The sequence below is a fragment of the Microbacterium sorbitolivorans genome (assembly GCF_003327285.1).
In the GTDB taxonomy this organism is placed as follows: domain Bacteria; phylum Actinomycetota; class Actinomycetes; order Actinomycetales; family Microbacteriaceae; genus Microbacterium; species Microbacterium sorbitolivorans.
Genome location: NZ_KZ848475.1, coordinates 331666 through 352487, shown reverse-complemented (window position 1 = coordinate 352487; position 20822 = coordinate 331666). Strand labels below are relative to the sequence as shown.

Sequence of the window (20822 nt, the reverse complement as noted above, 5' to 3'; positions counted from 1 at the left end):
TCCTTCAAGCCGCGCCGCGTACCCTGGATCCGTGCCCGCAAAGATTCTGCTCTACTACGTCTTCACGCCGCTCGCCGACCCCGAGGCAGTGCGGCTGTGGCAGCGCGACCTCTGCGAGCTTCTCGGGCTGCGCGGACGCATCATCATCTCCGAGCACGGCATCAACGGCACCCTCGGCGGCGACATGGCCGCGCTCAAGACCTATGTGCGCAAGACCAAGCAGTACGAGCCCTTCAAGGGCATCGACTTCAAATGGTCGACCGGCACGGGTCTCGACGACGACGGCTTGAGCCTCGACTTCCCGCGGCTCTCGGTCAAGGTGCGCGACGAGATCGTCTCCTTCGGCGCGCCCGGCGAACTCGCCGTCGACGAGAACGGCGTCATCGGTGGTGGCACCCACCTGAAGCCCGGCGAACTCCACAAGCTCGTCGCCGAGCGCGGCGACGACGTCGTCTTCTTCGACGGCCGCAACGACTTCGAGGCCGAGATCGGCAAGTTCAAGAACGCCATCGTTCCGAACACCGAAACCACCCACGACTTCATCGCCGAGCTCGAATCCGGCCGATACGACGACCTGAAGAACAAGCCCGTCGTCACCTACTGCACCGGAGGGATCCGCTGCGAGGTGCTCTCCAGCCTCATGACCTCCCGCGGCTTCACCGAGGTCTACCAGCTCGACGGCGGCATCGTCCGCTACGGCGAGACCTTCGGCAACACGGGCCTCTGGGAGGGATCCCTCTACGTCTTCGACGGCCGCGAAACGATGGACTTCGGATCCGACGCCGCGACGATCGGCCGCTGCGCTTCCTGCGGGGCCGCCTCCAGCCGCATGGTGAACTGCGCCGACGACTCGTGCCGGCGTCGGACTGTTCTTTGCGAGAACTGCGGTGATGCTGCTGTGTGTCGGGCGCATGCGGGGGTCGCCGCGTAGCCCATTTCTCGGGGTTTCCCAGACTCTGCGAGAATGGGGGAGAACCTAGAGCGAGGAGCGCGCATAGTGCAGTACATCTCGACCCGTGGCGGCATGGAACCGACCGAGTTTTGCGAGACCCTGCTGGAGGGCCTCGCGCCCGATGGGGGGCTCGCGATTCCCACGCAGTTGCCGAGCGTCGACGCGTCGACGCTCGAGGCGTGGCGCGGCCTTGACTATGCCGACCTCGCGACCGAGGTCATCGGGCTGTTCGCGACCGACATTCCTCGCGACGACCTCTCGGCCATGACGCACGCCGCCTACAGCGCCGACAAGTTCCCGGGCGGCATCGTTCCGCTGCGCGACATCGACGGCGGCATCACCCTCGTGGGCCTGTCCGAGGGCCCGACGCTGGCGTTCAAGGACATGGCCATGCAGTTCCTCGGCCAGGTCATGGAGTACGCGCTCGAGCGCCGCGGCACCACGCTGAACATCGTCGGCGCGACGAGCGGCGACACCGGATCCGCCGCCGAGCAGGCCTTCCGCGGCAAGAAGCACATCAACGTGTTCATGCTCTCGCCGCAGGGCCGTATGAGCGGATTCCAGCGCGCGCAGATGTTCTCGCTGCAGGACGAGAACATCCATAACATCGCCGTCGAGGGCGTCTTCGACGACGCCCAGAACCTGGTGAAGGCGCTGTCGGGCGACCTCGAGTTCAAGCGGGCACACAACCTTGGCGCCGTGAACTCGATCAACCTCGCGCGCATCGTCGCGCAGGTCGTGTATTACTTCTGGGCGTGGCTGAGGGCGACCGACAACCGCGGCGTGCTTGAGGTGTCGGTGGCGGTGCCGTCGGGTAACTTCGGCAACATCCTCGCGGGCTACTTCGCGAAGTCGATGGGGCTACCGATCCGCAAGCTCGTGCTCGCGGCCAACGAGAACAACGTGCTCGACGAGTTCTTCCGCACGGGCCTCTACCGCCCGCGCTCCTCGGAGCAGACCCTCGCGACCTCGAGCCCGTCGATGGACATCTCGAAGGCCTCGAACCTCGAGCGCTTCCTCTTCGACCTGCTGGGGCGCGACGCCGCGCGCATGAACGCCGCGTGGGCCGAGCTCGACGCGAACGGCGTGCTCGACCTGACCGCCGAGCTGCCGCGCCTGACGGGAGAGTTCGGTTTCGGATCCGGAACCTCGACGCACGCCGACCGCCTCGCGACCATCAAGGCCGTGTACAAGGCGACCGGCGAGATCATCGACCCCCACACTGCCGACGGCGTCAAGGTCGCGCGCGACTACGTCGAAGAGGGCGTGCCGATGCTCGTCATGGAGACGGCGAAGCCCGCGAAGTTCCAGGAGACGATCACCGAGGCCATCGGCGTCGAGATCGAGCTGAATGACGAGCTCCGCGCCATGCTCGACGCCCCGCAGCGCGTCGTCGAGATGCCGAGCGACGAGCAGCTCCTGCGCTACTACGTGTCGAAGCACGCGGCTCTCTAACCCACGCGAAAATGCCCTCCCCGCCTCACGGCGCGGAGGGCATTTTCACATCCGCGAGATCTCACTCTTTTCGCGAGATCTCACTGGATTCGATGCGATCTCGCGAAAAGAGTGCGATCTCGCGGGCTTGGGGGCCCAGCCAGAGGGCGCGCCTACCCGGGGAGGCGCGCCCGGGCGGGGTTACTTCTCGTCCTCGGGGGAGGGGTGGGTGAGTTCGCCCTCGTCCGAGAGCTCGGCCGACGCGGCAGCCGCGATGTCCTCGTCCGTCGCCGTGGGGATCGTCTCGTCGTCCTCGGCCGGCGGCGCGATGATGTCGATCGCCGCGGTCTCGACGGTGCGCAGCTCGAACGGCTCGCCGTCGTGGCGCTCGACACCCGTCGCGACGGCCTCGGCGAGCACGTGGCGCGCCAGCTTCTCGCGGATGATGAGCGGATCCCTCGACAGGTCCTTCCACAGCGCGACGCACAGCAACAGCATCACGAGCACGAACGGCACCGACGACACGATCGTGATGTTCTGCAGGCCGTTGAGGGCCGCCGCCGGGTCGTCGCCGCCCGCGACGAGCATGATCGCCGCCACGGCACCGGTCGCCACACCCCAGAAGATGATCGACTTGCGCGTGGGATCCTCGGCGCCGCGCTCCGAGAGGCCGCCCATCACGATCGACGCCGAGTCGGCGCCCGTCACGAAGAAGATCGCGACGAGCACGACGGCGACGATCATGAGGATGGTCGCGACGACGGGCCCGACGGGCAGCTTCTCGAGCATGTCGAACAGGATCGTGTCGGTGTTGATGCTCGGCACGCCGTTCACCATGTTGACGAGGGCCTCGCCGCGGTCGGCGGCCTTCTCGGCGCGCTCCTGCAGGCCGATGGCGCCGCCACCGAAGATCGAGAACCACAGCAGCGAGATCGCCGACGGCACGAGCAACACTCCCACGATGAACTGGCGGATCGTGCGGCCGCGCGAGATGCGTCCGATGAAAAGGCCGACGAACGGCGACCACGAGACCCACCAGGCCCAGTAGAAGATCGTGTAGCTGCTCATCCAGTCAGAGAGCGACTCGTCGCCCGCGACCGAGGTGCGCGATGCCATCTGCGGCAGGTCCTGGATGAAACCACCGATGGCGTTCGGGATCACGTTGAGGATGAACAGCGTCGGGCCGACAATAAACACGATCACGGCGAGCACGACGGCCAGCACCATGTTGATGTTCGACAGCCACTGGATGCCCTTCTCGATGCCCGACACGGCCGAGGCGACGAACGCGGTCGTCAGCACGGCGATGATGAGCACGAGAACCGGGGATCCGACGGCGTCGGTGATGCCGGTGGAGCGCAGTCCACCACCGATCTGGAGGGCGCCGAGACCGAGCGAACACGCGGATCCGAACAGGGTCGCGAGGATCGCGAGGATGTTGATGATCTTGCCGCCGGCGGTGCGCGAGACGCGCTCGCCGAAGATCGACGCGAACATGTTCGAGAACAGCTGCGTGCGGCCGAGGCGGTAGGTGCCGTAGGCCATGCCGAGGCCGACGATCGCGTACATGGCCCACGGGTAGAGCGTCCAGTGGAACAGCGCGGTTCCCATGGCCGTCGTAACGGCCTCGGGCGTGGATCCCTCGACCGTTCCCGGCGGCGGCGACATGTAGAAGTAGAGCGGCTCGGCGACGCCATTGAAGATGAGGCCGATGCCCATGCCGGTCGCGAACATCATCGAGATCCACGAGGCGGTCTTGAATTGCGGCTCTTCGTCGTCCTTGCCGAGGCGGATCCGCCCGAACTTACTGAACGCGACCACGAGCACGAAGATCGTGAAGGTGCTCGCCGCGATGACGAACAGCCAGCTGCAGTTCTCCATCACCCAGTCGAGCGCGGTCGATGCCACGTCGCCGAGCGATGTCGCCGAGATGATTCCCCAGGCGATGAATCCGAGAACGATGGCGCCGGCGCTACCGAAGACGATCCAGTCGGTACCCTCTTTGCCGCCCCTAAAGCGTTTCTTGGGCGTCGCACTCTTGAGATCTTCGAGCAGATCGATCGTAGTCTGCGTGTTTTGGTTCATGGAGAACTATCTGTCCCTGCAGGCGCAAAGCGCAACCATCAGGGCGATCCTTCCTCGTCCGTTTAATATCCAACGTTTGAGCCTAAGCGTGGCGCCTGAAAGTCGTATCCGCCGATTGTCGACATGATCTTGTGATGAACAGTTCATGAAGTCACCCGGCTCGGGGCGGCGCGCGACGTAGCCTGCCAATGAAATGGCAGAACAGACGACACGGAAGAAGATCCGCGCCCCGCACATCATCGGCATCGCGATTCTCGCGGTCGGGATCCTGGCGGTTGTCCTCATTCAGCTTCTCGGCCTCGGCAGAGGATCCACGCCGCGCGGCGGAACCCTCGTCACCGGGGTCGTCGGCAGCGAGAAGGTCGCGTTCTTCGAGGATCCGCGGGTTCAGGAAATCTTCCAAGACAACGGCCTGCGCGTCGAGGTGCGCTCGTCCGGATCCTGGAGGATGGCCGAGCTCGAGGGCATCGCCGACAACGGCTTTGCCTTCCCGGCATCCGAGGTCGCCGCGCAGCACCTGCGCAGCGAGGTCCCCGGATCCACGGGGCTGTACCAGCCCTTCTTCTCGCCGATGGCGGTCGCGACTTTCGAGCCGATCATGGAGATCCTCGCCTCCGCGGGCGCGGCCTCGCAGGACGAGGACGGCGCGTGGACGCTCGACGTCGCCGCCTACCTCGAGCTCGTCGCGAACGACACGCGCTGGAACGAGATCTCGCAGGGCGGCTACAACTCGCCCCGCAGCATCATGATCACGTCGACCGACATCCGCTCGTCGAACTCGGCCGGGCAGTACCTGGCGCTCGCCGCGTACGCCGCGAACGACAGCAACGTCATCACCGATCGGGCGCGCGCCGACGAGCTCCTGCCGGAGCTCTCGCGCCTGTTCCTCGCCCAGGGGTACTCGGGCGCGAGCTCGGCGGGCCCCTTCGGTGACTACCTCTCGCAGGGCATCAGCGCCGTGCCGATGGTGATGATCTACGAGGGCCAGTTCCTCGAGGAGCAGGTCGCCGAGAATTCCCGGATCCGCGACGGCATGGTGCTCGCCTCGCTGTCGCCGACGATCTTCAGCAAGCACACCGCGGTCACGTACTCGGAGAACGGCGAGAAGGTCATGGAGCTTCTCGAGAACAACGAGGATCTCGCGAAGCTCCTCGCCGAGCACGGCTTCCGCCCCTCGGGCACCTACGCCGGGGCCTTTGACGACCTGATCGCCGAGAAGGGCCTCACCGGCTACGTCGACACCGCCGGAATGGTCGATGTCGCGCAGGAGCCGAGCTACGAGGTCATGGACTACCTGCTCACGACCATCGGCGCGCAGTACGACGTCGCCGCGGGCGGCGCCGCGCCGGTCGACGGCGACGCCACGACCGCCCCCGCCGAGGAAGACGAATGAACCTCACCCAGCGCATCATTGCGGCCGGATCCGCGACCCTGCTCGCCATCGGCGGCCTCGCGGCCTGCACGGGCGGACCGGATCACACGCTCCGCGTCCTCGCGGGCAGCGAGGTGCAAGACATGGCCCCGATCCTCGAGGACATGGAGAAGGCGACCGGCGTCCACCTCGAGTTCGAGTACATGGGCACGCTCGACGGCACCGAGGCGCTCGTCGGCGGCGGCGACATCGACTGGGACGCCACGTGGTTCCCGTCGAACCGCTACCTCTCGCTGTTCCCCGAGGGGCAGGACCTGATCGACGAGTCGACGTCGATCATGCGCTCGCCCGTCGTGCTCGGCATCAAGCCGGATGTGGCGGATCAGCTGGGCTGGTCGAGCGGCACGGCGCCGAGCTGGCAGGACGTCGTCTCGGCGATCGAGGCCGGCGACCTCAGCTACGGGATGACGAGCCCCGTCGCGAGCAATAGCGGTTTCACGACGCTCGTGCAGGCGGCGACGGCACTCGCCGGCACCGGCACGGTGCTGACCGATGCCGACATCGAGACCGTCACGCCGCTGCTCGAGGGCTTCGCGGAGGGACAGGACCTCGCCTCCGGATCCAGCGGCTGGCTCGCCGAGCGGTTCGTCGAGGATCCGGACGCGGTCGACGCGATCTTCAACTACGAATCGGTGCTCTCGGGCCTCGGCATCGACCTCGACACCGTGGTGCCGTCCGACGGATCCATCACGAGCGACTACCCGCTGACCCTGCTGGGCGGCGCGAGCGCCGAGACGGCCGAGGCCTATGACGCGGTCGTCGAGTACCTGATGGGCGACGAGGTGCAAAAGCGCATCTCGGATGTGACGCACCGCCGCACGACCGCGACGGCGCCCGACGCCGCCGCGACGACGTACGAGCTGCCCTTCCCGGCGCAGCTGCAGACGGTGCAGCAGCTGCTGCGCACCTGGGTGTCGACGGCGCGCAAGCCCGCGCAGATGGTGTTCGCGATCGACACCTCGGGCTCGATGTCGCAGGGCAGCCGCATGGACGACCTTCACGAGGCGCTGCGCGTGCTCTCGGGCGAACCGGCCACCGATTCTGGCGGATTCCTCACGCTTCAGCCGCGCGAGCGCATCACCTATCTCGAGTTCGCCGACGTGCTGAAGTCCGAGATCACGGTAGAAATCCCCGTCGATCAGGCGGGCTACTCGGCAGCGATGGCGCAGATCAACGACCAGGTCGACGACTATTACCCCGGCGGCGGAACCGCGATCTACGACACCGTCGAGACGGCGCTCGAGCAGGCCGTCGCCGACGCGGGCGACGACAGCATCAGCTCGGTCGTGCTCTTCAGTGACGGCGCCAACGGATCCGGTGCCGACCTCGACGACTTCACCCGCTGGTACCAGGACTTCGTCGAGTCGACCCCGGCGGCGGCCCGCGTGCCCGTGCACGCGATCGTGTTCGCCGAGGCAGACGCCGACGAGATGCGCGAGCTGACCGAGCTCACGGGCGGCCGCACCTTCATCGCGGCCGACGCGAGCCTCGCGAGCGTGTTCCGCGAAATCCGGGGCTACCTATGACGCCCGAGGGCTTGGCGAGGCTGAAGCGCCTCGCGATCCCGAGCGCCGTCGGCGTTGGCGGCGCGCTCGTCGTGACGCTCGGCCTGTGGCTCGGGCTCGAGTTCTCGCCGCTCATCGCGGGCGGCCTGGGCCTCATGATCGGCGGCGGCGGTGCCGCGCTCGCGATCCCCGCGAAGCCGGATCCGGAACCGACCGACGCGGAGCGCGTCGCGGCGGCGCTGAACGAGATCCGCGCCGGCGCGATCGCGCAGGGCGAGCGGGTGCGCGCGCTCGGCTCGCCGCTGTGGCGCGGATCCACGAGCGAGACGGGTGCCGCCGCGAAGAAACGCCTGATGGCGGCGTGCGAACAGCTTCACGGTGTCGCCTCGCTCCCGGACATCATCGCCCGCTCTCACGTCGACGGCGACATCCTGCTGCTGCGCGCGATCGCGACCGAGACTCTGCCGAACGTCGTCGGCCTCGCGGTCGAAAACGACCGCATGTACCCGTCGGCATCGCCCGACGCGCGCGCCGAGATCGCTTCGCTCACCGAGGGCATCGGCGACCAGGCGCGGATCCTCTCCGAGGCCGTCGGCCGCATCGAGTCGGACGTCGTCCAGGGCACGAGCCGCGACATCCGCCAGCACCTCGAATACGTGCGGGCGCGCTTCGCAAAGCTCGACATCGAGGACTCGGCCGACTTCGATCGCGCGTTCCGCGAGCTCGAGGCGTAACAGTCCAGGAACACGCGGGTCGCGGGGCCGTCGATGGCGGATCCGCGCGCGATGGTGCACACTTCAGTCTTGTGGGATCTGCACTGGGTGGGGTAGGAATCGACGACGTCGCGCGGCTGGCGGGCGTCTCGACGGCGACGGTTTCGCGCGCGCTTCGGGGCCTGCCGGAGGTGCGCGAGTCGACGCGGGCGCGCGTGCGCCGCGCCGCGGCCGAGCTCAACTACGTGCCGAGCCCGTCGGCGGCGTCGCTCGCGAGCGGCCGCACCCGCACCATCGGCCTGCTCACCGCGTCGTTCTCGCGCTGGTTCAACCGCAACGTGGTCGAGGGCGCCGAGGAGCGCCTGCGCGGGGCCGGCTTCGACGTGCTGCTGCACGCGTTCGATTTCGCGCCCGACGGATCCCGTGCCCCGATCGACATGTCGACCATGCGGCAGCGCGTCGACGGCATGATCGTGCTCGGCATCCCGCTCTCGCCGGAGGAGCGGTTGACGCTCGACAATCTCAACGTGCCGATCGTGTTCGTCGGCACGGGCCCGCCCGACCACGTGCGGGTGAGCATGGACGACCACGACGGATCCCGGATCGCGATCGAGCACCTCGCCGCCCTCGGCCACCGCCGCATCGGTCAGATCGGCGCGAAGCTGCCGTACGACGCGCACTGGTCGTCGGCCTCCGAGCGGCACGACGGCACGGTGGCGGCGCTCGCCGCTCTCGGCATCGACTATGACGACACCCTCGAGGCGTTCGGCGACTACACGCAGGAGGGCGGGCGAGCCGCGGCCGCGGCCCTGCTCGACGCGCACCCCGACATGACGGCGCTCTTCGCCTACTCGGACGAGATGGCGTTCGGCGCGCTCGAGGAGCTGCGCGCGCGGGGGATCCGCGTGCCCGAGGACGTGTCGGTCGTGGGCATCGACGGGCACGAGCTCTCGGGGCTCATCGGGCTCACCACGGTCGCGCAGGACGCCCGCGCGCAGGGCGATGCGGGCGCGAGCCTGCTGCTCGAGATGATCGCCGGATCCAACGTCGGTCGCGACGTGCGGTTCCCGACCGCGCTCGTCGATAACGGATCCACCGCGCCCGCGCCTGCGGTTCGCGCGGCGTGATCGCACCGTTACGTTCGATTTTCTGTAAGCGCTTGCATTTTGCGTTCGGCCACGGTTTGATAGCCAGTGTGTGAGCGCGGCAGCACCGCCGCATAAACAGAGTTCCACGTCAGAGAGGACGTTGAAATGACGACAATCACGATGCGCCGAGCGGGAATGTCCCTTGCGGGCGGTCTCGTCGCGGTTCTCGCTCTCGCAGGGTGCGCGGGCGACGACCTCGGCGGCGGCTCGGGCGGAAACAGCAACTCGGGCGGAAGCGGTGGCGGCGACACGAGCGCCGACTGCGCGGCGTACGAGAGTTACGGAACCTTCGACGGCGACACGGTCAAGATCTCGTCGACGATCGAGGGCACCGAGGGCGAGATGCTCGAGCAGTCGTGGGCCGACTTCGCCTCGTGCACCGGCATCACGATCGAGCACAACCCCAGCAATGACTTCGAGTCGCAGATCTTCGTGCAGGTCGAGGGTGGCAACGCGCCCGACCTCGCGATCTTCCCCCAGCCGGGCCTCCTCAGCCGCATGGTTGACGGCGACTACCTGAAGCCCCTCGAGGGCGACGCCCTCTCGGCCGCCGAGGCCAACTACACCGAAGACTGGCTGAGCTACGGCAACGTCGACGGCACGCAGTACGGCATCCCGATCCAGGGATCCGCGAAGTCGTTCGTCTGGTACTCGCCGAGCGTGTTCGAGGAGAACGGCTACGAGATCCCGACGACGTGGGACGAGCTCATGGCCCTCAGCGACCAGATCTCGGCCGACCACGGCAGCGACAGCGTGAAGCCCTGGTGCTTCGGCATCGAGTCGGGCGGCGCGACCGGTTGGCCCGCCACCGACTTCATGGAGGACATGGTCCTCCGCGAGGCCGGCGCCGACGTCTACGACCAGTGGGTAAACCACGAGATCCCCTTCGACGACCCGCAGATCGTCGCGTCGCTCGAGCGCGCGGGAGACATACTGCAGAACGAGGACTACGTCAACGGCGGTATCGGCGACTCGCGTTCGATCGCGACGACCCCCTGGGCCGACGCGGGCCTGCAGATCCTCAACGACAACTGCTTCATGTTCCGCGCCGCGAGCTTCTTCGAGGCCCAGCTGCCCGAGGGCACCGATGTCGGCCCCGACGGCGACATCTTCGCCTTCTACCTGCCGGCCGACACCGCCGACGACAAGCCGCTGCTGATCGCCGGCGACTACCTCGCCGCGTTCAGCGACAGCCCCGCCACGCAGGCGGTCGAGGCCTACATGGCCTCGCCCGAGTGGGCGAACGCTCGCATGGAGATCGGCGGAATGGTGAGCCCGAACTCGGGCGCCGACCCCTCGAAGGCATCCAGCGACGTTCTCCGACTCACGATCGACCTGTTCCAGGACGAGGGCGCGACCGCCCGCTTCGACGGATCCGACCTCATGCCCTCGCAGGTGGGTGCGGGTAGCTTCTGGTCCGAGCTGACCAACTGGATCGATGGTCAGGAGACCGCGGCCGAGGCTCTCGCCAAGGTCGAGGCCAGCTGGCCGTAAGCCGCGCACATCGGGCCGGGGCACCCCACGGGGCCCCGGCCCGACCTCGCCTGAAAGGAGGCAACCACCATGGGATTCTTTCTGTACTCCAAGAACGGCCAGCTGATCCTGGCCGTGCTGGCGTTCCTCGCGGTCCTCGCCATCCTGCTGCTCGTCGCGACGGTCGTCGACCGCGTGCGCGGCCGCAAGCAGGTCTACATCATGGCCGCGATCTTCGGCGGCCCCGCGCTGCTGCTGCTCGCCGTCGGCCTGATCTACCCCGCCATCCGCACGATGTGGATGTCGGTCATGGACAAGCGCAGCGACAACTTCGTCGGCCTCGACAACTACGCATACCTCTTCAACGACGGCCTCCAGGCGCTCGCGAACTCGCTGCTGTGGGTCGTGCTCGTGCCGCTCGGATCCACCGTGATCGGCCTCGTCTACTCCGTCCTCATCGACAAGTCGCGCTTCGAGAAGGTCGCGAAGTCGCTACTGTTCCTGCCGATGGCGATCTCATTCGTCGGCGCCGGCATCATCTGGAAGTTTGTCTACGAATACCGCGGCGCCGCGCAGGAGCAGATCGGCCTGCTCAACGCCCTCATCACGAGCCTCGGCTTCGAGCCCGTGCGCTTCCTGCAGGATTCCCCGTGGAACACCGTCTTCCTCATCGTCGTGATGGTGTGGATCCAGGCCGGATTCGCGATGGTCGTGCTGTCTGCCGCCATCAAGGCCGTGCCGAGCGACATCGTCGAGGCCGCCAAGCTCGACGGCGCGAACTCGTGGCAGCTCTTCACCCGCATCACGATCCCGTCGATCCGCCCCTCGCTCGTCGTCGTGCTGACGACGATCTGTATCGCGACCCTCAAGGTCTTCGACATCACCCAGACGATGACGGGCGCCGAGTTTAAGACGCAGGTGCTCGCCAACGAGATGTACGACTGGTCGTTCACCTACGGCGACAACGGCATCGGATCCGCGATGGCCGTCGTGATCTTCCTGCTCGTTGTTCCGGTCGTGATCTACAACGTGCGCCAGATGAACAAGAACAAGGCGGTGCGCTGATGTCCACGCAGACCCTGACCGCGGTCAACCCGACCAAGAAGGCCGGATCCGCCGCCGGCAGCTTCAAGAAGCTCGTCGGCAACCGCATCGGCAGCGCCGTCGCGCTCGTGATCGCCGTGCTCTGGACGGTGCCGACGTTCGGACTCTTCGTCTCGTCGTTCCGCCCCGAATCCGAGATCAAGTCGAGCGGCTGGTGGTCGATCTTCACGGATCCGCAGTTCACGCTGGATAACTACCAGCAGGTGCTGCAGGGATCCACGTCGACGAACCTCGCCGTGTTCTTCCAGAACTCGATCGTCATCGCGATCCCCGGAACGCTCGCGCCGCTCATCCTCGCGATCATGGCGTCGTATGCGTTCTCGGTGCTCGAGTGGAAGGGTCGCGACATCGTGTTCGTCGGCGTCTTCACGCTGCAGATCGTGCCGCTGCAGATGGCGTTGATCCCGCTGCTTCGCATCTTCTCGGGCACCGAGGTCGCGAGCATGTTCCCGTTCCTGTCGCTCTGGACGGCGCACACGATCTTCGGCCTGCCGCTCGCGATCTTCCTCCTGCATAACTTCATGTCGGAGGTTCCGCGAGACCTCATCGAGGCCGCGCGCATCGACGGCGCGGGGCACGTCACCGTGTTCCTCCGCGTCATGCTGCCGCTGATGCTGCCCGCGATCGCGAGCTACGCCATCTTCCAGTTCCTCTGGGTCTGGAACGACCTGCTCGTGGGTCTGACCTTCTCGGGCGGATCCCGGACGGTGCAGCCGCTGACGGCGGCGCTCGCCGCCATGACGGGCGACCGCGGCCAGGACTGGCACCTGCTGACGGCCGGCGCGTTCATCTCGATCCTGCTGCCGCTCATCGTGTTCTTCGCGCTGCAGCGCTTCTTCGTGCGAGGCCTGCTCGCCGGAAGCGTGAAGGGGTAGGCATGAAAAAGTGCCGCGGACCGTATGGTCCGCGGCACTTTTGCGTCTGAATTACTCGGCGGTGCCGTAGAGGCGGTCGCCCGCGTCGCCGAGGCCGGGGACGATGTAGCTCTTCTCGTTGAGGCCCTCGTCGAGGGCGCCGAGAACGAGGGTGACGTCGCGGTCGCCCACGATCTCCTCGATCTTCTGCAGGCCCTGCGGGGTGCCGAGCAGACACACGGCGGTCACGTGCTCGGCGCCGCGGTCGAAGAGGTACTCGATCGCCGCGGCGAGGGATCCGCCGGTCGCGAGCATCGGGTCGAGCGCGAAGCACTGGCGGCCCGAGAGGTCGTCCGGGAGGCGCTCGGCGTACGTGACGGGCTCGAGGGTTTCCTCGTCGCGCACGAGGCCGAGGAAGCCGACCTCGGCGGTCGGGACGAGCTTCGTCATGCCCTCGAGCATGCCGAGGCCGGCGCGGAGAATCGGCACGACGAGCGGCTTCGGGTCGGCGATCTTGACGCCGACGGTCTTCGTCACGGGCGTCTCGATCTCGCACTCCTCGACGCGCACGTTGCGGGTGGCCTCGTAGGCGAGGAGCGTCATGAGCTCTTCGGTCAGCTGGCGGAAGATCGGCGACGGGGTCCGCTTGTCTCGGAGCACCGACAGCTTGTGGGTAATGAGGGGATGATCGGCAATGTGCACGCGCATGCGATCAGGCTACCGACCTAGGGTGAGAGTGTGAACCGAAATTCCTCCGATATCGCCCTGGTGCGCCGCGCGCTCGCGCTCGCGGAGGAGGCCGAGGCCGCCGGCGAGGTGCCCGTCGGCGCCCTCGTCGTGGATCCGTCGGGCGCGGTGATCGGATCCGGCCGCAACCGGCGCGAGGAAACTCACGATCCGAGCGCGCACGCCGAGGTCCTCGCGATGCGCGAGGCCGCCGCGGCCCACGGATCCTGGAACCTCACCGGCTGCACACTCGTCGTGACCCTCGAGCCGTGCCTCATGTGCGCGGGCGCGCTGCTGCAGGCGCGGATCTCGCGCGTCGTGTTCGGGGCATGGGACGAGAAGGCGGGCGCCGCCGGATCCCTCTACGACGTGGTGCGCGACCGGCGGCTACCGTACCGGGCCGAGGTCGTCGGGGGAGTGCTTGAGCAGGAGACGAAGCTCCCGCTCGAGCGGTTCTTCGGCGAGCGGCGTTAGTCGCTCGACGGGAAGACGAACGCCTCGGTCGGGGGCTTGTCACCCTCGGCGCGGCGATACACGTCGGGCTCGAGGTAGATGACGCGGGCCTGCGGGACGGCGGCGCGGATCCGCTCTTCGATCTCGTCGATGTCGCGCGCGACGACGCCGAGCGGCTTGTCGACGGGCACGCCGATCTTCGCGGCGACGAGCAGCTCGTCGGGGCCGAGGTAGAGGGTCTTGATGTGGATGAGCTTCTCGACGTCTTCGCCCGCCTCGATCGCGCGGATGATGTCGTCGAGCTGCTCGTTCGTGGCGCCCTCGCCGACGAGCAGGCTCTTCATCTCGACGCCGACGACGATCGCGACGAGGATCAGCAGGATGCCGATCGCGAGCGTGCCGAGCGCGTCGTAGACCGGATCGCCCGTCATGACCGACGCCGTGACGCCCGAGAGCGCGAGCACGAGGCCGATGAGGGCCGCGGTGTCTTCGAGCAGCAGGACGGGCAGCTCGGGCGAGCGCGAGCGGCGGATGAACTGCCACCACGACTGGCCCTCGGGGCGCACCTCGTTGGCCTCGCCGATGGCGGTGCGGAGCGAGAAGCCCTCGAGCACGATCGCGATCACCAGGATCACGATGGGCAGCCACCACCAGTCTTCGCTGAGCTCGTGCGGGTGGGTGAGCTTTTCGACGCCCTCGTAGACCGAGAACAGGCCACCGACCGAGAACAGGATGATGCCGACGACGAACGCGTAGACGTAGCGGTCGCGGCCGTAGCCGAACGGGTGCTGGCGGTCGGCGTGGCGGCGCGAGGTCTTGCCGCCGACGAAGAGCAACACCTGGTTGCTCGAGTCGGCGATCGAGTGCACGGCCTCGGCGAGCATCGATGCCGATCCCGACAGCAACCAACCGATCAACTTCGCCAGGGCGATGCCCATGTTCGCAAGGAACGCGGCCAGAATCGCCTTGCCGCCACCGTGTGCACTCATACTCGTGAGCCTACGGCCAGTTGTACTGTGATGTGTATGCCACACGGTCTTTCCTCAGTTGCCTTCCCGTCGCTCGCATTCCTCGGGGCCGGATCCATGGGCGGCGCGATCGTGCGCGGTCTCGTCGCGAGCGAGAGCCCCGTCGACGGCCCGGTCTTCGTGACGAATCGCTCGGCCGCGAAGGCCGAGGCACTCGCCGGCCTCGCGGGCGTCGACGCCATCGCGCTCGAGAACGAGCCGGCCGGAAACTCCCGCGCGGCCGCGGGCGCGCGCGTCGTAATCCTGGGCGTGAAGCCGTACATGATCGCCGACCTGCTCGACGAGATCGCCCCGCACCTCGCCGACGACGCCATCATCGTGAGCCTCGCCGCCGGCATAACCCTCGCCCAGATCGAGGCGAAGACGGGCGCCCGCGCGGTCATCCGCTCGATGCCGAACACGCCCTCGACCGTCGGCCGCGGCGTCACGGGCATCGCGGCCGGAACGCACGCGACCGCCGACGACACGGGCCTCGTGCGCCGGCTCTTCGAGACCGTGGGAGTTGCCGTCGAGGTCGACGGCGACGACGGCATCGACGCGATCTCGACGATCTCGGGATCCGGCCCCGCCTACGTCTTCCTGCTCATCGAGCAGTTCATCGAGGCCGCCCGCCACCAGGGCTTCGACGCCGAGACGGCGCGCCTCCTCGCCGAGCAGACCTTCATCGGCGCGACCCGCCTGCTCGAGGCCGAGGGCGAGGACCCGGCCGAGCTGCGCCGCCGCGTCACGAGCCCCAAGGGCACGACCGAGAAGGCCGTCGAGGTGCTGCAGTCGGCCGACCTCGCGGCGACGTTCTCGGCGGCAACGGATGCGGCGTACAACCGGGCCAAGGAACTGGCCGCGGAGGGCTGAGCGGTCATAAGCACCGTTTCTGGTGCACTGTCTGGGACGCGACGGTACAGCCCCGATCTATGAGGATGCTCGCGTCGGCGTGGGCAACGATGGAAATGTATCTATGCCGCTCATGATCGTCGATATCGCCGCGCCCTTCCGCGCTGATATGGCGTAGTGTGAGCCTTGGTGGGGAGACCAATTGGTCTTCCCATTTTTCCTTTGAAGGAGGGCCTATGTACGCTCGAATCTCCACGAGAGGAGCCGTCTGAGATGGGAATGTTGCTCTACGGCGACGCGCAGGACCCGATCAACATCGACGATCGTGCGCTCGCGCACTTGAAGGTCGTCATCGCCACGAAGCTCCGTCGAAATGAGAGCTTCACGCTCTCGTGGCGTCACCCCGAGGGAACCCCCGAGGGGCGCAGTACCATCTGGATGCACCCGTCGATCCCGATGCGATTCGTCTTCGACGACGTCGAACCGCCAGAGCTCAGCCGTCAGTGGATCGATGACCTCGCGCACTCGGCCCACTCGACTGGCGGCATCATCCTCGTCGAGGAACACCTCGAGGTTCCCGCGTAACGCTCTTATACGGATTTCGTATGCCTCGTCAAGGGGGTGATGGGGAGAGGAACAGTTCTTCTAACCTGGCATTCCACCCGCACGACGGAAGGAAACGCTATGAGCGCTGAAGACAAGATCAATGCAATGGCCGACAAGGCCACGGGCAAGATCAAGGAAACCGCCGGCAAGGTAACCGACAACGAGAAGCTTGAAGCGGAAGGTAAGGCAGACCAAGTCAAGGGTCACGCGAAGGAAGCCCTCGGTGACGTCAAGGACGCAGCTCACGGCGCCCGCGACTCGTTGAAGGACTAATACGCCCTCCGAGGTGAGGAGAACACCATGGGATTCTTAGGTTTTCTGTTGCTAGGGCTGATCGCTGGAGCGATCGCGAAGCTCATCCTGCCGGGCAAGCAGGGCGGCGGCTGGTTCGTCACGCTGTTGCTCGGCGTCGTCGGCGCCCTGTTGGGCGGCTGGCTCGGCGGTATCCTATTCGACGCCGATCTGACGTCTTTCTTCTCGCTGACGACGTGGCTACTCGCGATTGGTGGTTCGCTGATCGTGCTTTTGATCTGGGGATTTTTCGCCGGTCGAAGCAAGGCTAGCTAAGCCCATCTCACGACAGCGGCCCGCGGAGACCGATCTCCGCGGGCCAGCGTCGTGCCTTCGTCTTGGTCGACGAGGTGTCGATGTCGTGGTCGTGCTCCCTCGCACTTGCGGCCAGACCATAGCTGATCGTCGCCTCTCGCGAAAGGGGCATGCGGGCAGGGAACGTCTCCGCATAGCCTGGCCACCCCAGCAGGAGGAGGGAAGAATATGCCGAACCCGCGCATCAAGGATGAAGAGGTGTACGAGGCCGTTCTCGAGGACGGTGCCTCCAAACAGAAGGCGGCGCGCATCGCTAACGCGGACGCGCGCGACGGACGGAGCACGGTCGGCCGTCGCGGAGGCAACGCGGAGCCCTACGAAGACTGGACGGTTGACGAGCTCCGCGGCCGTGCGAAGGAGATCGGCCTGACCGGCTACTCCGCGCTCCGTAAGAAGGATCTGATCGCGGCGCTCCGCGACAGCTGACATCACGCATGACGAAAGGAAAGACCGTGGCTGAGATTAACGAGTGGTGGCCGAAGCTTTCGGCCGAGTCGAAGAACGCACTTGTCGAGCGTCCGGGGGAGGTGCTGTCCCTCGAGATCCGCGAGGAGATCCGCGCTATCACGGGCGAGTTCGTCCCCGCGCAGACGATGCTGAGTGACGACGACATCGAATTCATCAAGACCCAGCGCGAGGCCGTCGACTGACGCGTCGGATATGCACGATGATGCCGGGTGGCCGACAGGCCACCCGGCATCATCGTGCATATCAGCGATCGTCGCCGTCTCCGTAGTCGTCCTCGCCGAGCAGTCCCGTGCCCTCCTCGCCCTCGCCCTCGTCGAGCAGCGCGCCACCCTCTTCGACCGCAACGTCAGTGTCCCCGAGTTCGACGTCGTCGGCATCTGCGGGCGGGAGATCCTGCAGGTACTCGCGGTCGCTGTTCGGGTCGCCGCTGTCTCGCTCGACGATCTGCTCGTCGAGCGCGGTCTTCTCGGCATCGGTCAGGTCGTTGTCATAGCGATCGCTCATCGGTTCCTCCTGTGATCTCCTGCGGTGTGGTCGTACCGATCACGCGTGCGACGGCACGAATCCAGGGTCGCGCGGTGTACGCCCGGCGCGGAGGGGGTTGACAATCGACATCGGATCCGACGCGGGGCGAGATGAACGCAGCCGCGCGAATCTAGCGCAAATAGATCCGCGGCCGCAAGCTCCGGTGGGCGAGCGCCGGTGAAAAGGCTGAGGTCGGGGAGGACGAGTTTGAGCCCGGGGCGACGGCACCCGCGTCGACCTCATCATGTCGTGGGCACCGGAAGGCTTCGTCGAGAAGGTGGGCGCCGTGCTCAACCTCGACGAGATGGCCGTGGAGCGAGATCTCGCTATGTTCGCGACGTTCATCGCCGATCGTCCCGCGCCCACTGGCGCATGGCGGTGCCGTGTCGCAGACGAGCCCTCGGCACCAGGCGTGCTTCCCAGCACCGAGGATCCGGGCGTAGACCCCGATATTCGGCTCTGAGTTTGCTTGTAGTGCGGCACCGCTCATGGCGGAGCCCCACTAGTGCTGTCATGGTAGTTGCACCGCAAGTAAAAACAGCTCCGTACCGAAAACGGACCCATAAAAAATGAGGGAGTACATGGGAAAGTTCATCTATTCCGACACCGTCAAGGTCGAGATCGAGGACCGTGCTCTCGCACACCTGCACGTCGTGATCGGCACGAAGCTAAGGCGAGGAGAGCCTTTCTACTTCTCGTGGCGCGACGACGGTAGCCTGGGCGATGGCCGCACGAGCGTGTGGCTCCATCAATCATTGCCGCTGGTGTTCAAGTTCTACGGCAGCCGCCGACCGGCGCTCAATCCGGCCTGGATAGATGCGCTCGCCTACACCGCCAACTCTTCGGGCGGTCTCCACCTCGTCCCGGAGCCGACCACGCCCCCGGGCGGCGCCACCGGGGATGCATCGTTACCGCGATTGTGAGCGTCTGACATGGGGGTACTGCACTACGGCGTCGGTCATCGTATCGACATCGGCGATGACCTACTCGCGCACCTCAAACTTGTCGTCGTCACCAAGCTTCGGCGCAACGAGAGCTTCACGCTCTCTTGGACGCACTCGGGGGCGCAATCCCCGGGCCGTAGCACCATCTGGTTGCATCCGGCGATTCCGCTGCGGTTTGACTTCGATTCACCCGCGCCCGCAAAAATGAACCCCGACCTCCTCGACCAGATGACGCACTCGACGCACTCTACCGGCGGAATTACGGTCAACCTCGACATTACGGTCAACCTCGACCAGGTGCTTCCCGACTAGACCGCGAATCGGGTGTCCCGTATCGAAAGGGACACCCGATTCTCAGTGTTCGTCGATTTCGTTGCCGGGCGGTCGCTCGGATCCGTCGGGATCGGCCGCGTAGTCTGGCCGCCGCGGCTGTGCGGGCTGGTCAGAGTATTCGCCGCCCTGACGACCGCCGTATGGACGACCGTGATCGGCGAACTCGTCTCGCTGGAACACGAGGCGCCACGGACCGATCGTGAACGAAGCACCTGTGCGCAGAGTCTCGGTGCGTGCGCCCTCGTGCGTGCCGGTCGCGGACGGATCAGCGTTCATCTCACCTTCACCATGCAGGGTGAGTACATACTCGTCACGCTCATCGTGGTCGATTGTTGCATGCACAGGATCCGCGCCGGGCAACTCGATTGTGTTCCCGCCGGCCGAGCCGATCGTCGTTTCGTCCTCGATCAGGTCGATCGTCATACGCGTTTCTTCCGAGGTGATGATGAGGTGCGGGCGGCCCTCGCCCCAGGAGGCGTGGGTCGTCGGGCCGTTCAGTTGCTCCCTCACAGGTGTTCACCTCCGGTCACGCCGAGGATCGCGCCCGAGGTATACGAGGCGTCTTCCGATGCGAGGTACACGTATGCGCCCGCGACTTCCGCGGGCTGGCCGGGGCGCCCCAGCGGGCTACCCGATCCGAAGTTCGGCACGTTATCGGGCCAGCCGGTCGCGGGGATGAGCGGCGTCCAGATCGGGCCCGGTGCGACGCCGTTCACGCGGATGCCCTTCTCGCCCTGCTCGGAGGCGAGCGCCTGCACGAACGCCGCGAGCGCGGCCTTCGTCATCGCGTAGTCGAGCAGAGCGGGGGACGGCGAGAACGCTTGAATCGAGGTGGTCACGATGACCGAGCTACCGGGAGGCATGAGCGGGAGCGCCTCGCGGGCCATCCAGAATGGTGCATAGAGGTTGGTGCGCATGACCCGGTCGAACTCGTCGGTTGGAATCTGCGCGTCGGGCTCACGCTGTTTCTGATACGCGGCATTCAGCACGAGTAGGTCGAGGCCCCCGAGTTGGTTATGGGCGTCTCTCACGACCTGGCGTGCGGTGTCCTCATCGGTGAGGTCGCCGGGGAGGAGCACGCATTCGCTTTCGGGCTCATCGATGAGGCAAGCGGTCGCTTCCGCGTCTTCTTGCTCGGCGGGCAGGTAATTGATCGCGACGCGGGCCCCCTCGCGGGCGAACGCGATGGCAACCGCGCGGCCAATTCCTGAGTCGCCGCCCGTGATAAGGGCGCGTCGGCCCTCGAGGCGACCGGAGCCGACGTAGTTGTCTTCGCCGTGGTCGGGGCGTGGGGTGGTCCGGGTTGTCAGGCCGGGCTGTGGCTGGTCGTCCTTGGGGAGCGGGCCACGTAGATGCTTGGTACGCGGGTCGATGAGCGTCATAGTTCTACCTTTCCGTCGGCCATGCTGTTCCAAATGCTTCGAGGTCGATGAGATGCCATCGTGAAGCAATTCCAGCCTGCCGCACGGCGGGTGATCGGGGCCCAGGGGTGGCGACATCCACGCCGAAGTGGTAACGGAATACGCTCGAACTCGCGTCGGCCCGGCGCGTGTACGGGTTCCCTCATTTCTTCACGACGAGCGAAGAGGATGGGGACCTCCC

26 protein-coding genes are annotated in these 20822 nt (G+C 66.6%); 19 read left to right on the top strand and 7 right to left on the bottom strand.

From position 1 onward, the window contains the following. Positions 1-31: 31 nt before the first annotated feature. Together trhO and thrC are read left to right on the top strand one after the other, a co-directional pair. Positions 32-931, top strand: a complete 900-nt coding sequence (gene trhO, locus DTO57_RS10600; protein WP_114118202.1) for an oxygen-dependent tRNA uridine(34) hydroxylase TrhO — start codon at positions 32-34, stop codon at positions 929-931. A 66-nt stretch (positions 932-997) separates the two neighbouring features. Next, positions 998-2407, top strand: coding sequence for a threonine synthase (thrC, locus tag DTO57_RS10595; RefSeq protein ID WP_114118201.1), 1410 nt, complete (start codon positions 998-1000; stop codon positions 2405-2407). Positions 2408-2587: 180 nt separating this feature from the next. Here the strand turns inward: thrC and DTO57_RS10590 are convergent, their stop codons facing one another. Then, the gene (locus tag DTO57_RS10590) at positions 2588-4471 is read right to left on the bottom strand and encodes a BCCT family transporter (RefSeq protein ID WP_114118200.1); all 1884 of its coding nucleotides are present in this window, start codon (positions 4469-4471) and stop codon (positions 2588-2590) included. A 193-nt stretch (positions 4472-4664) separates the two neighbouring features. Between DTO57_RS10590 and DTO57_RS10585 the strand changes: the two genes are divergently transcribed. The 7 genes from DTO57_RS10585 to DTO57_RS10555 all read left to right on the top strand — a co-directional run bounded on the left by DTO57_RS10585 (position 4665) and on the right by DTO57_RS10555 (position 12721). Then, complete coding sequence (locus tag DTO57_RS10585) at positions 4665-5864, top strand: hypothetical protein (RefSeq protein WP_114118199.1); 1200 nt, start codon at positions 4665-4667, stop codon at positions 5862-5864. Beyond that, complete coding sequence (locus DTO57_RS10580) at positions 5861-7429, top strand: vWA domain-containing protein (RefSeq protein WP_114118198.1); 1569 nt, start codon at positions 5861-5863, stop codon at positions 7427-7429. The genes DTO57_RS10585 and DTO57_RS10580 overlap by 4 nt, the downstream gene beginning before the upstream one ends. A gap of 11 nt (positions 7430-7440) precedes the next feature. Further along, positions 7441-8142 (top strand): hypothetical protein, encoded by a 702-nt coding sequence (locus DTO57_RS10575; protein ID WP_162785745.1) that lies wholly within the window; start codon positions 7441-7443, stop codon positions 8140-8142. A gap of 71 nt (positions 8143-8213) precedes the next feature. After that, the gene (locus tag DTO57_RS10570; protein WP_229730396.1) at positions 8214-9248 is read left to right on the top strand and encodes a LacI family DNA-binding transcriptional regulator; all 1035 of its coding nucleotides are present in this window, start codon (positions 8214-8216) and stop codon (positions 9246-9248) included. A gap of 126 nt (positions 9249-9374) precedes the next feature. Next, complete coding sequence (locus DTO57_RS10565) at positions 9375-10763, top strand: ABC transporter substrate-binding protein (protein WP_114118196.1); 1389 nt, start codon at positions 9375-9377, stop codon at positions 10761-10763. A 69-nt stretch (positions 10764-10832) separates the two neighbouring features. After that, positions 10833-11807, top strand: coding sequence for a carbohydrate ABC transporter permease (locus DTO57_RS10560; protein WP_114118195.1), 975 nt, complete (start codon positions 10833-10835; stop codon positions 11805-11807). Next, positions 11807-12721 carry a carbohydrate ABC transporter permease gene (locus DTO57_RS10555; protein WP_114118194.1) on the top strand — a complete coding sequence of 305 codons (915 nt, stop codon included), beginning with the start codon at positions 11807-11809 and terminating at the stop codon, positions 12719-12721. The genes DTO57_RS10560 and DTO57_RS10555 overlap by 1 nt, the downstream gene beginning before the upstream one ends. Before the next feature lie 51 nt (positions 12722-12772). On the opposite strand, the gene upp is transcribed toward DTO57_RS10555, so the two are convergent. Next, positions 12773-13408 (bottom strand): uracil phosphoribosyltransferase, encoded by a 636-nt coding sequence (gene upp / locus DTO57_RS10550; RefSeq protein ID WP_114118193.1) that lies wholly within the window; start codon positions 13406-13408, stop codon positions 12773-12775. A gap of 30 nt (positions 13409-13438) precedes the next feature. Here upp and DTO57_RS10545 point away from each other — a divergent pair, with 30 nt between their 5' ends. Then, positions 13439-13900 carry a nucleoside deaminase gene (locus DTO57_RS10545; RefSeq protein ID WP_114118192.1) on the top strand — a complete coding sequence of 154 codons (462 nt, stop codon included), beginning with the start codon at positions 13439-13441 and terminating at the stop codon, positions 13898-13900. Here DTO57_RS10545 and DTO57_RS10540 read toward each other — a convergent pair. After that, positions 13897-14868: a cation diffusion facilitator family transporter gene (locus tag DTO57_RS10540; RefSeq protein ID WP_114118191.1), complete on the bottom strand. Its 972-nt coding sequence runs from the start codon at positions 14866-14868 to the stop codon at positions 13897-13899. The genes DTO57_RS10545 and DTO57_RS10540 overlap by 4 nt on opposite strands. 36 nt (positions 14869-14904) lie before the next feature. Between DTO57_RS10540 and proC the strand changes: the two genes are divergently transcribed. The 4 genes from proC (at position 14905) to DTO57_RS10520 (ending at position 16911) form a co-directional block, all read left to right on the top strand. Then, complete coding sequence (gene proC / locus DTO57_RS10535) at positions 14905-15759, top strand: pyrroline-5-carboxylate reductase (protein WP_114118190.1); 855 nt, start codon at positions 14905-14907, stop codon at positions 15757-15759. Positions 15760-16011: 252 nt separating this feature from the next. After that, a complete protein-coding gene (locus DTO57_RS10530; RefSeq protein WP_114118189.1) occupies positions 16012-16323 on the top strand; it encodes a DUF7882 family protein in 312 nt (103 codons plus the stop codon). A gap of 99 nt (positions 16324-16422) precedes the next feature. Then, complete coding sequence (locus DTO57_RS10525; protein ID WP_114118188.1) at positions 16423-16617, top strand: CsbD family protein; 195 nt, start codon at positions 16423-16425, stop codon at positions 16615-16617. Positions 16618-16644: 27 nt separating this feature from the next. Beyond that, complete coding sequence (locus tag DTO57_RS10520) at positions 16645-16911, top strand: GlsB/YeaQ/YmgE family stress response membrane protein (RefSeq protein WP_114118187.1); 267 nt, start codon at positions 16645-16647, stop codon at positions 16909-16911. A 7-nt stretch (positions 16912-16918) separates the two neighbouring features. On the opposite strand, the gene DTO57_RS14400 is transcribed toward DTO57_RS10520, so the two are convergent. Beyond that, positions 16919-17062, bottom strand: a complete 144-nt coding sequence (locus DTO57_RS14400) for a hypothetical protein (RefSeq protein ID WP_162785744.1) — start codon at positions 17060-17062, stop codon at positions 16919-16921. Between the two features lie 56 nt (positions 17063-17118). Here DTO57_RS14400 and DTO57_RS10515 point away from each other — a divergent pair, with 56 nt between their 5' ends. Then, positions 17119-17376, top strand: coding sequence for a DUF7218 family protein (locus DTO57_RS10515; RefSeq protein ID WP_114118186.1), 258 nt, complete (start codon positions 17119-17121; stop codon positions 17374-17376). A 26-nt stretch (positions 17377-17402) separates the two neighbouring features. Then, positions 17403-17600, top strand: coding sequence for a hypothetical protein (locus DTO57_RS10510; protein WP_162785743.1), 198 nt, complete (start codon positions 17403-17405; stop codon positions 17598-17600). A gap of 61 nt (positions 17601-17661) precedes the next feature. Here DTO57_RS10510 and DTO57_RS10505 read toward each other — a convergent pair whose 3' ends face one another. Continuing rightward, the gene (locus DTO57_RS10505; protein WP_114118184.1) at positions 17662-17922 is read right to left on the bottom strand and encodes a hypothetical protein; all 261 of its coding nucleotides are present in this window, start codon (positions 17920-17922) and stop codon (positions 17662-17664) included. Between the two features lie 265 nt (positions 17923-18187). Here DTO57_RS10505 and DTO57_RS10500 point away from each other — a divergent pair, with 265 nt between their 5' ends. The 3 genes from DTO57_RS10500 to DTO57_RS10490 all read left to right on the top strand — a co-directional run bounded on the left by DTO57_RS10500 (position 18188) and on the right by DTO57_RS10490 (position 19199). Next, positions 18188-18406 (top strand): hypothetical protein, encoded by a 219-nt coding sequence (locus tag DTO57_RS10500; RefSeq protein ID WP_114118183.1) that lies wholly within the window; start codon positions 18188-18190, stop codon positions 18404-18406. 118 nt (positions 18407-18524) lie between these two features. Then, positions 18525-18866 carry a DUF7882 family protein gene (locus DTO57_RS10495; RefSeq protein WP_114118368.1) on the top strand — a complete coding sequence of 114 codons (342 nt, stop codon included), beginning with the start codon at positions 18525-18527 and terminating at the stop codon, positions 18864-18866. Positions 18867-18875: 9 nt separating this feature from the next. Beyond that, positions 18876-19199, top strand: a complete 324-nt coding sequence (locus tag DTO57_RS10490; protein ID WP_114118182.1) for a DUF7882 family protein — start codon at positions 18876-18878, stop codon at positions 19197-19199. Positions 19200-19241: 42 nt separating this feature from the next. Here the strand turns inward: DTO57_RS10490 and DTO57_RS10485 are convergent, their stop codons facing one another. Both DTO57_RS10485 and DTO57_RS10480 read right to left on the bottom strand, forming a co-directional pair. Continuing rightward, positions 19242-19643: an FHA domain-containing protein gene (locus DTO57_RS10485; RefSeq protein WP_229730395.1), complete on the bottom strand. Its 402-nt coding sequence runs from the start codon at positions 19641-19643 to the stop codon at positions 19242-19244. An 83-nt stretch (positions 19644-19726) separates the two neighbouring features. Beyond that, the gene (locus tag DTO57_RS10480) at positions 19727-20602 is read right to left on the bottom strand and encodes an SDR family oxidoreductase (protein WP_114118180.1); all 876 of its coding nucleotides are present in this window, start codon (positions 20600-20602) and stop codon (positions 19727-19729) included. Between the last annotated feature and the right edge of the window lie 220 nt (positions 20603-20822).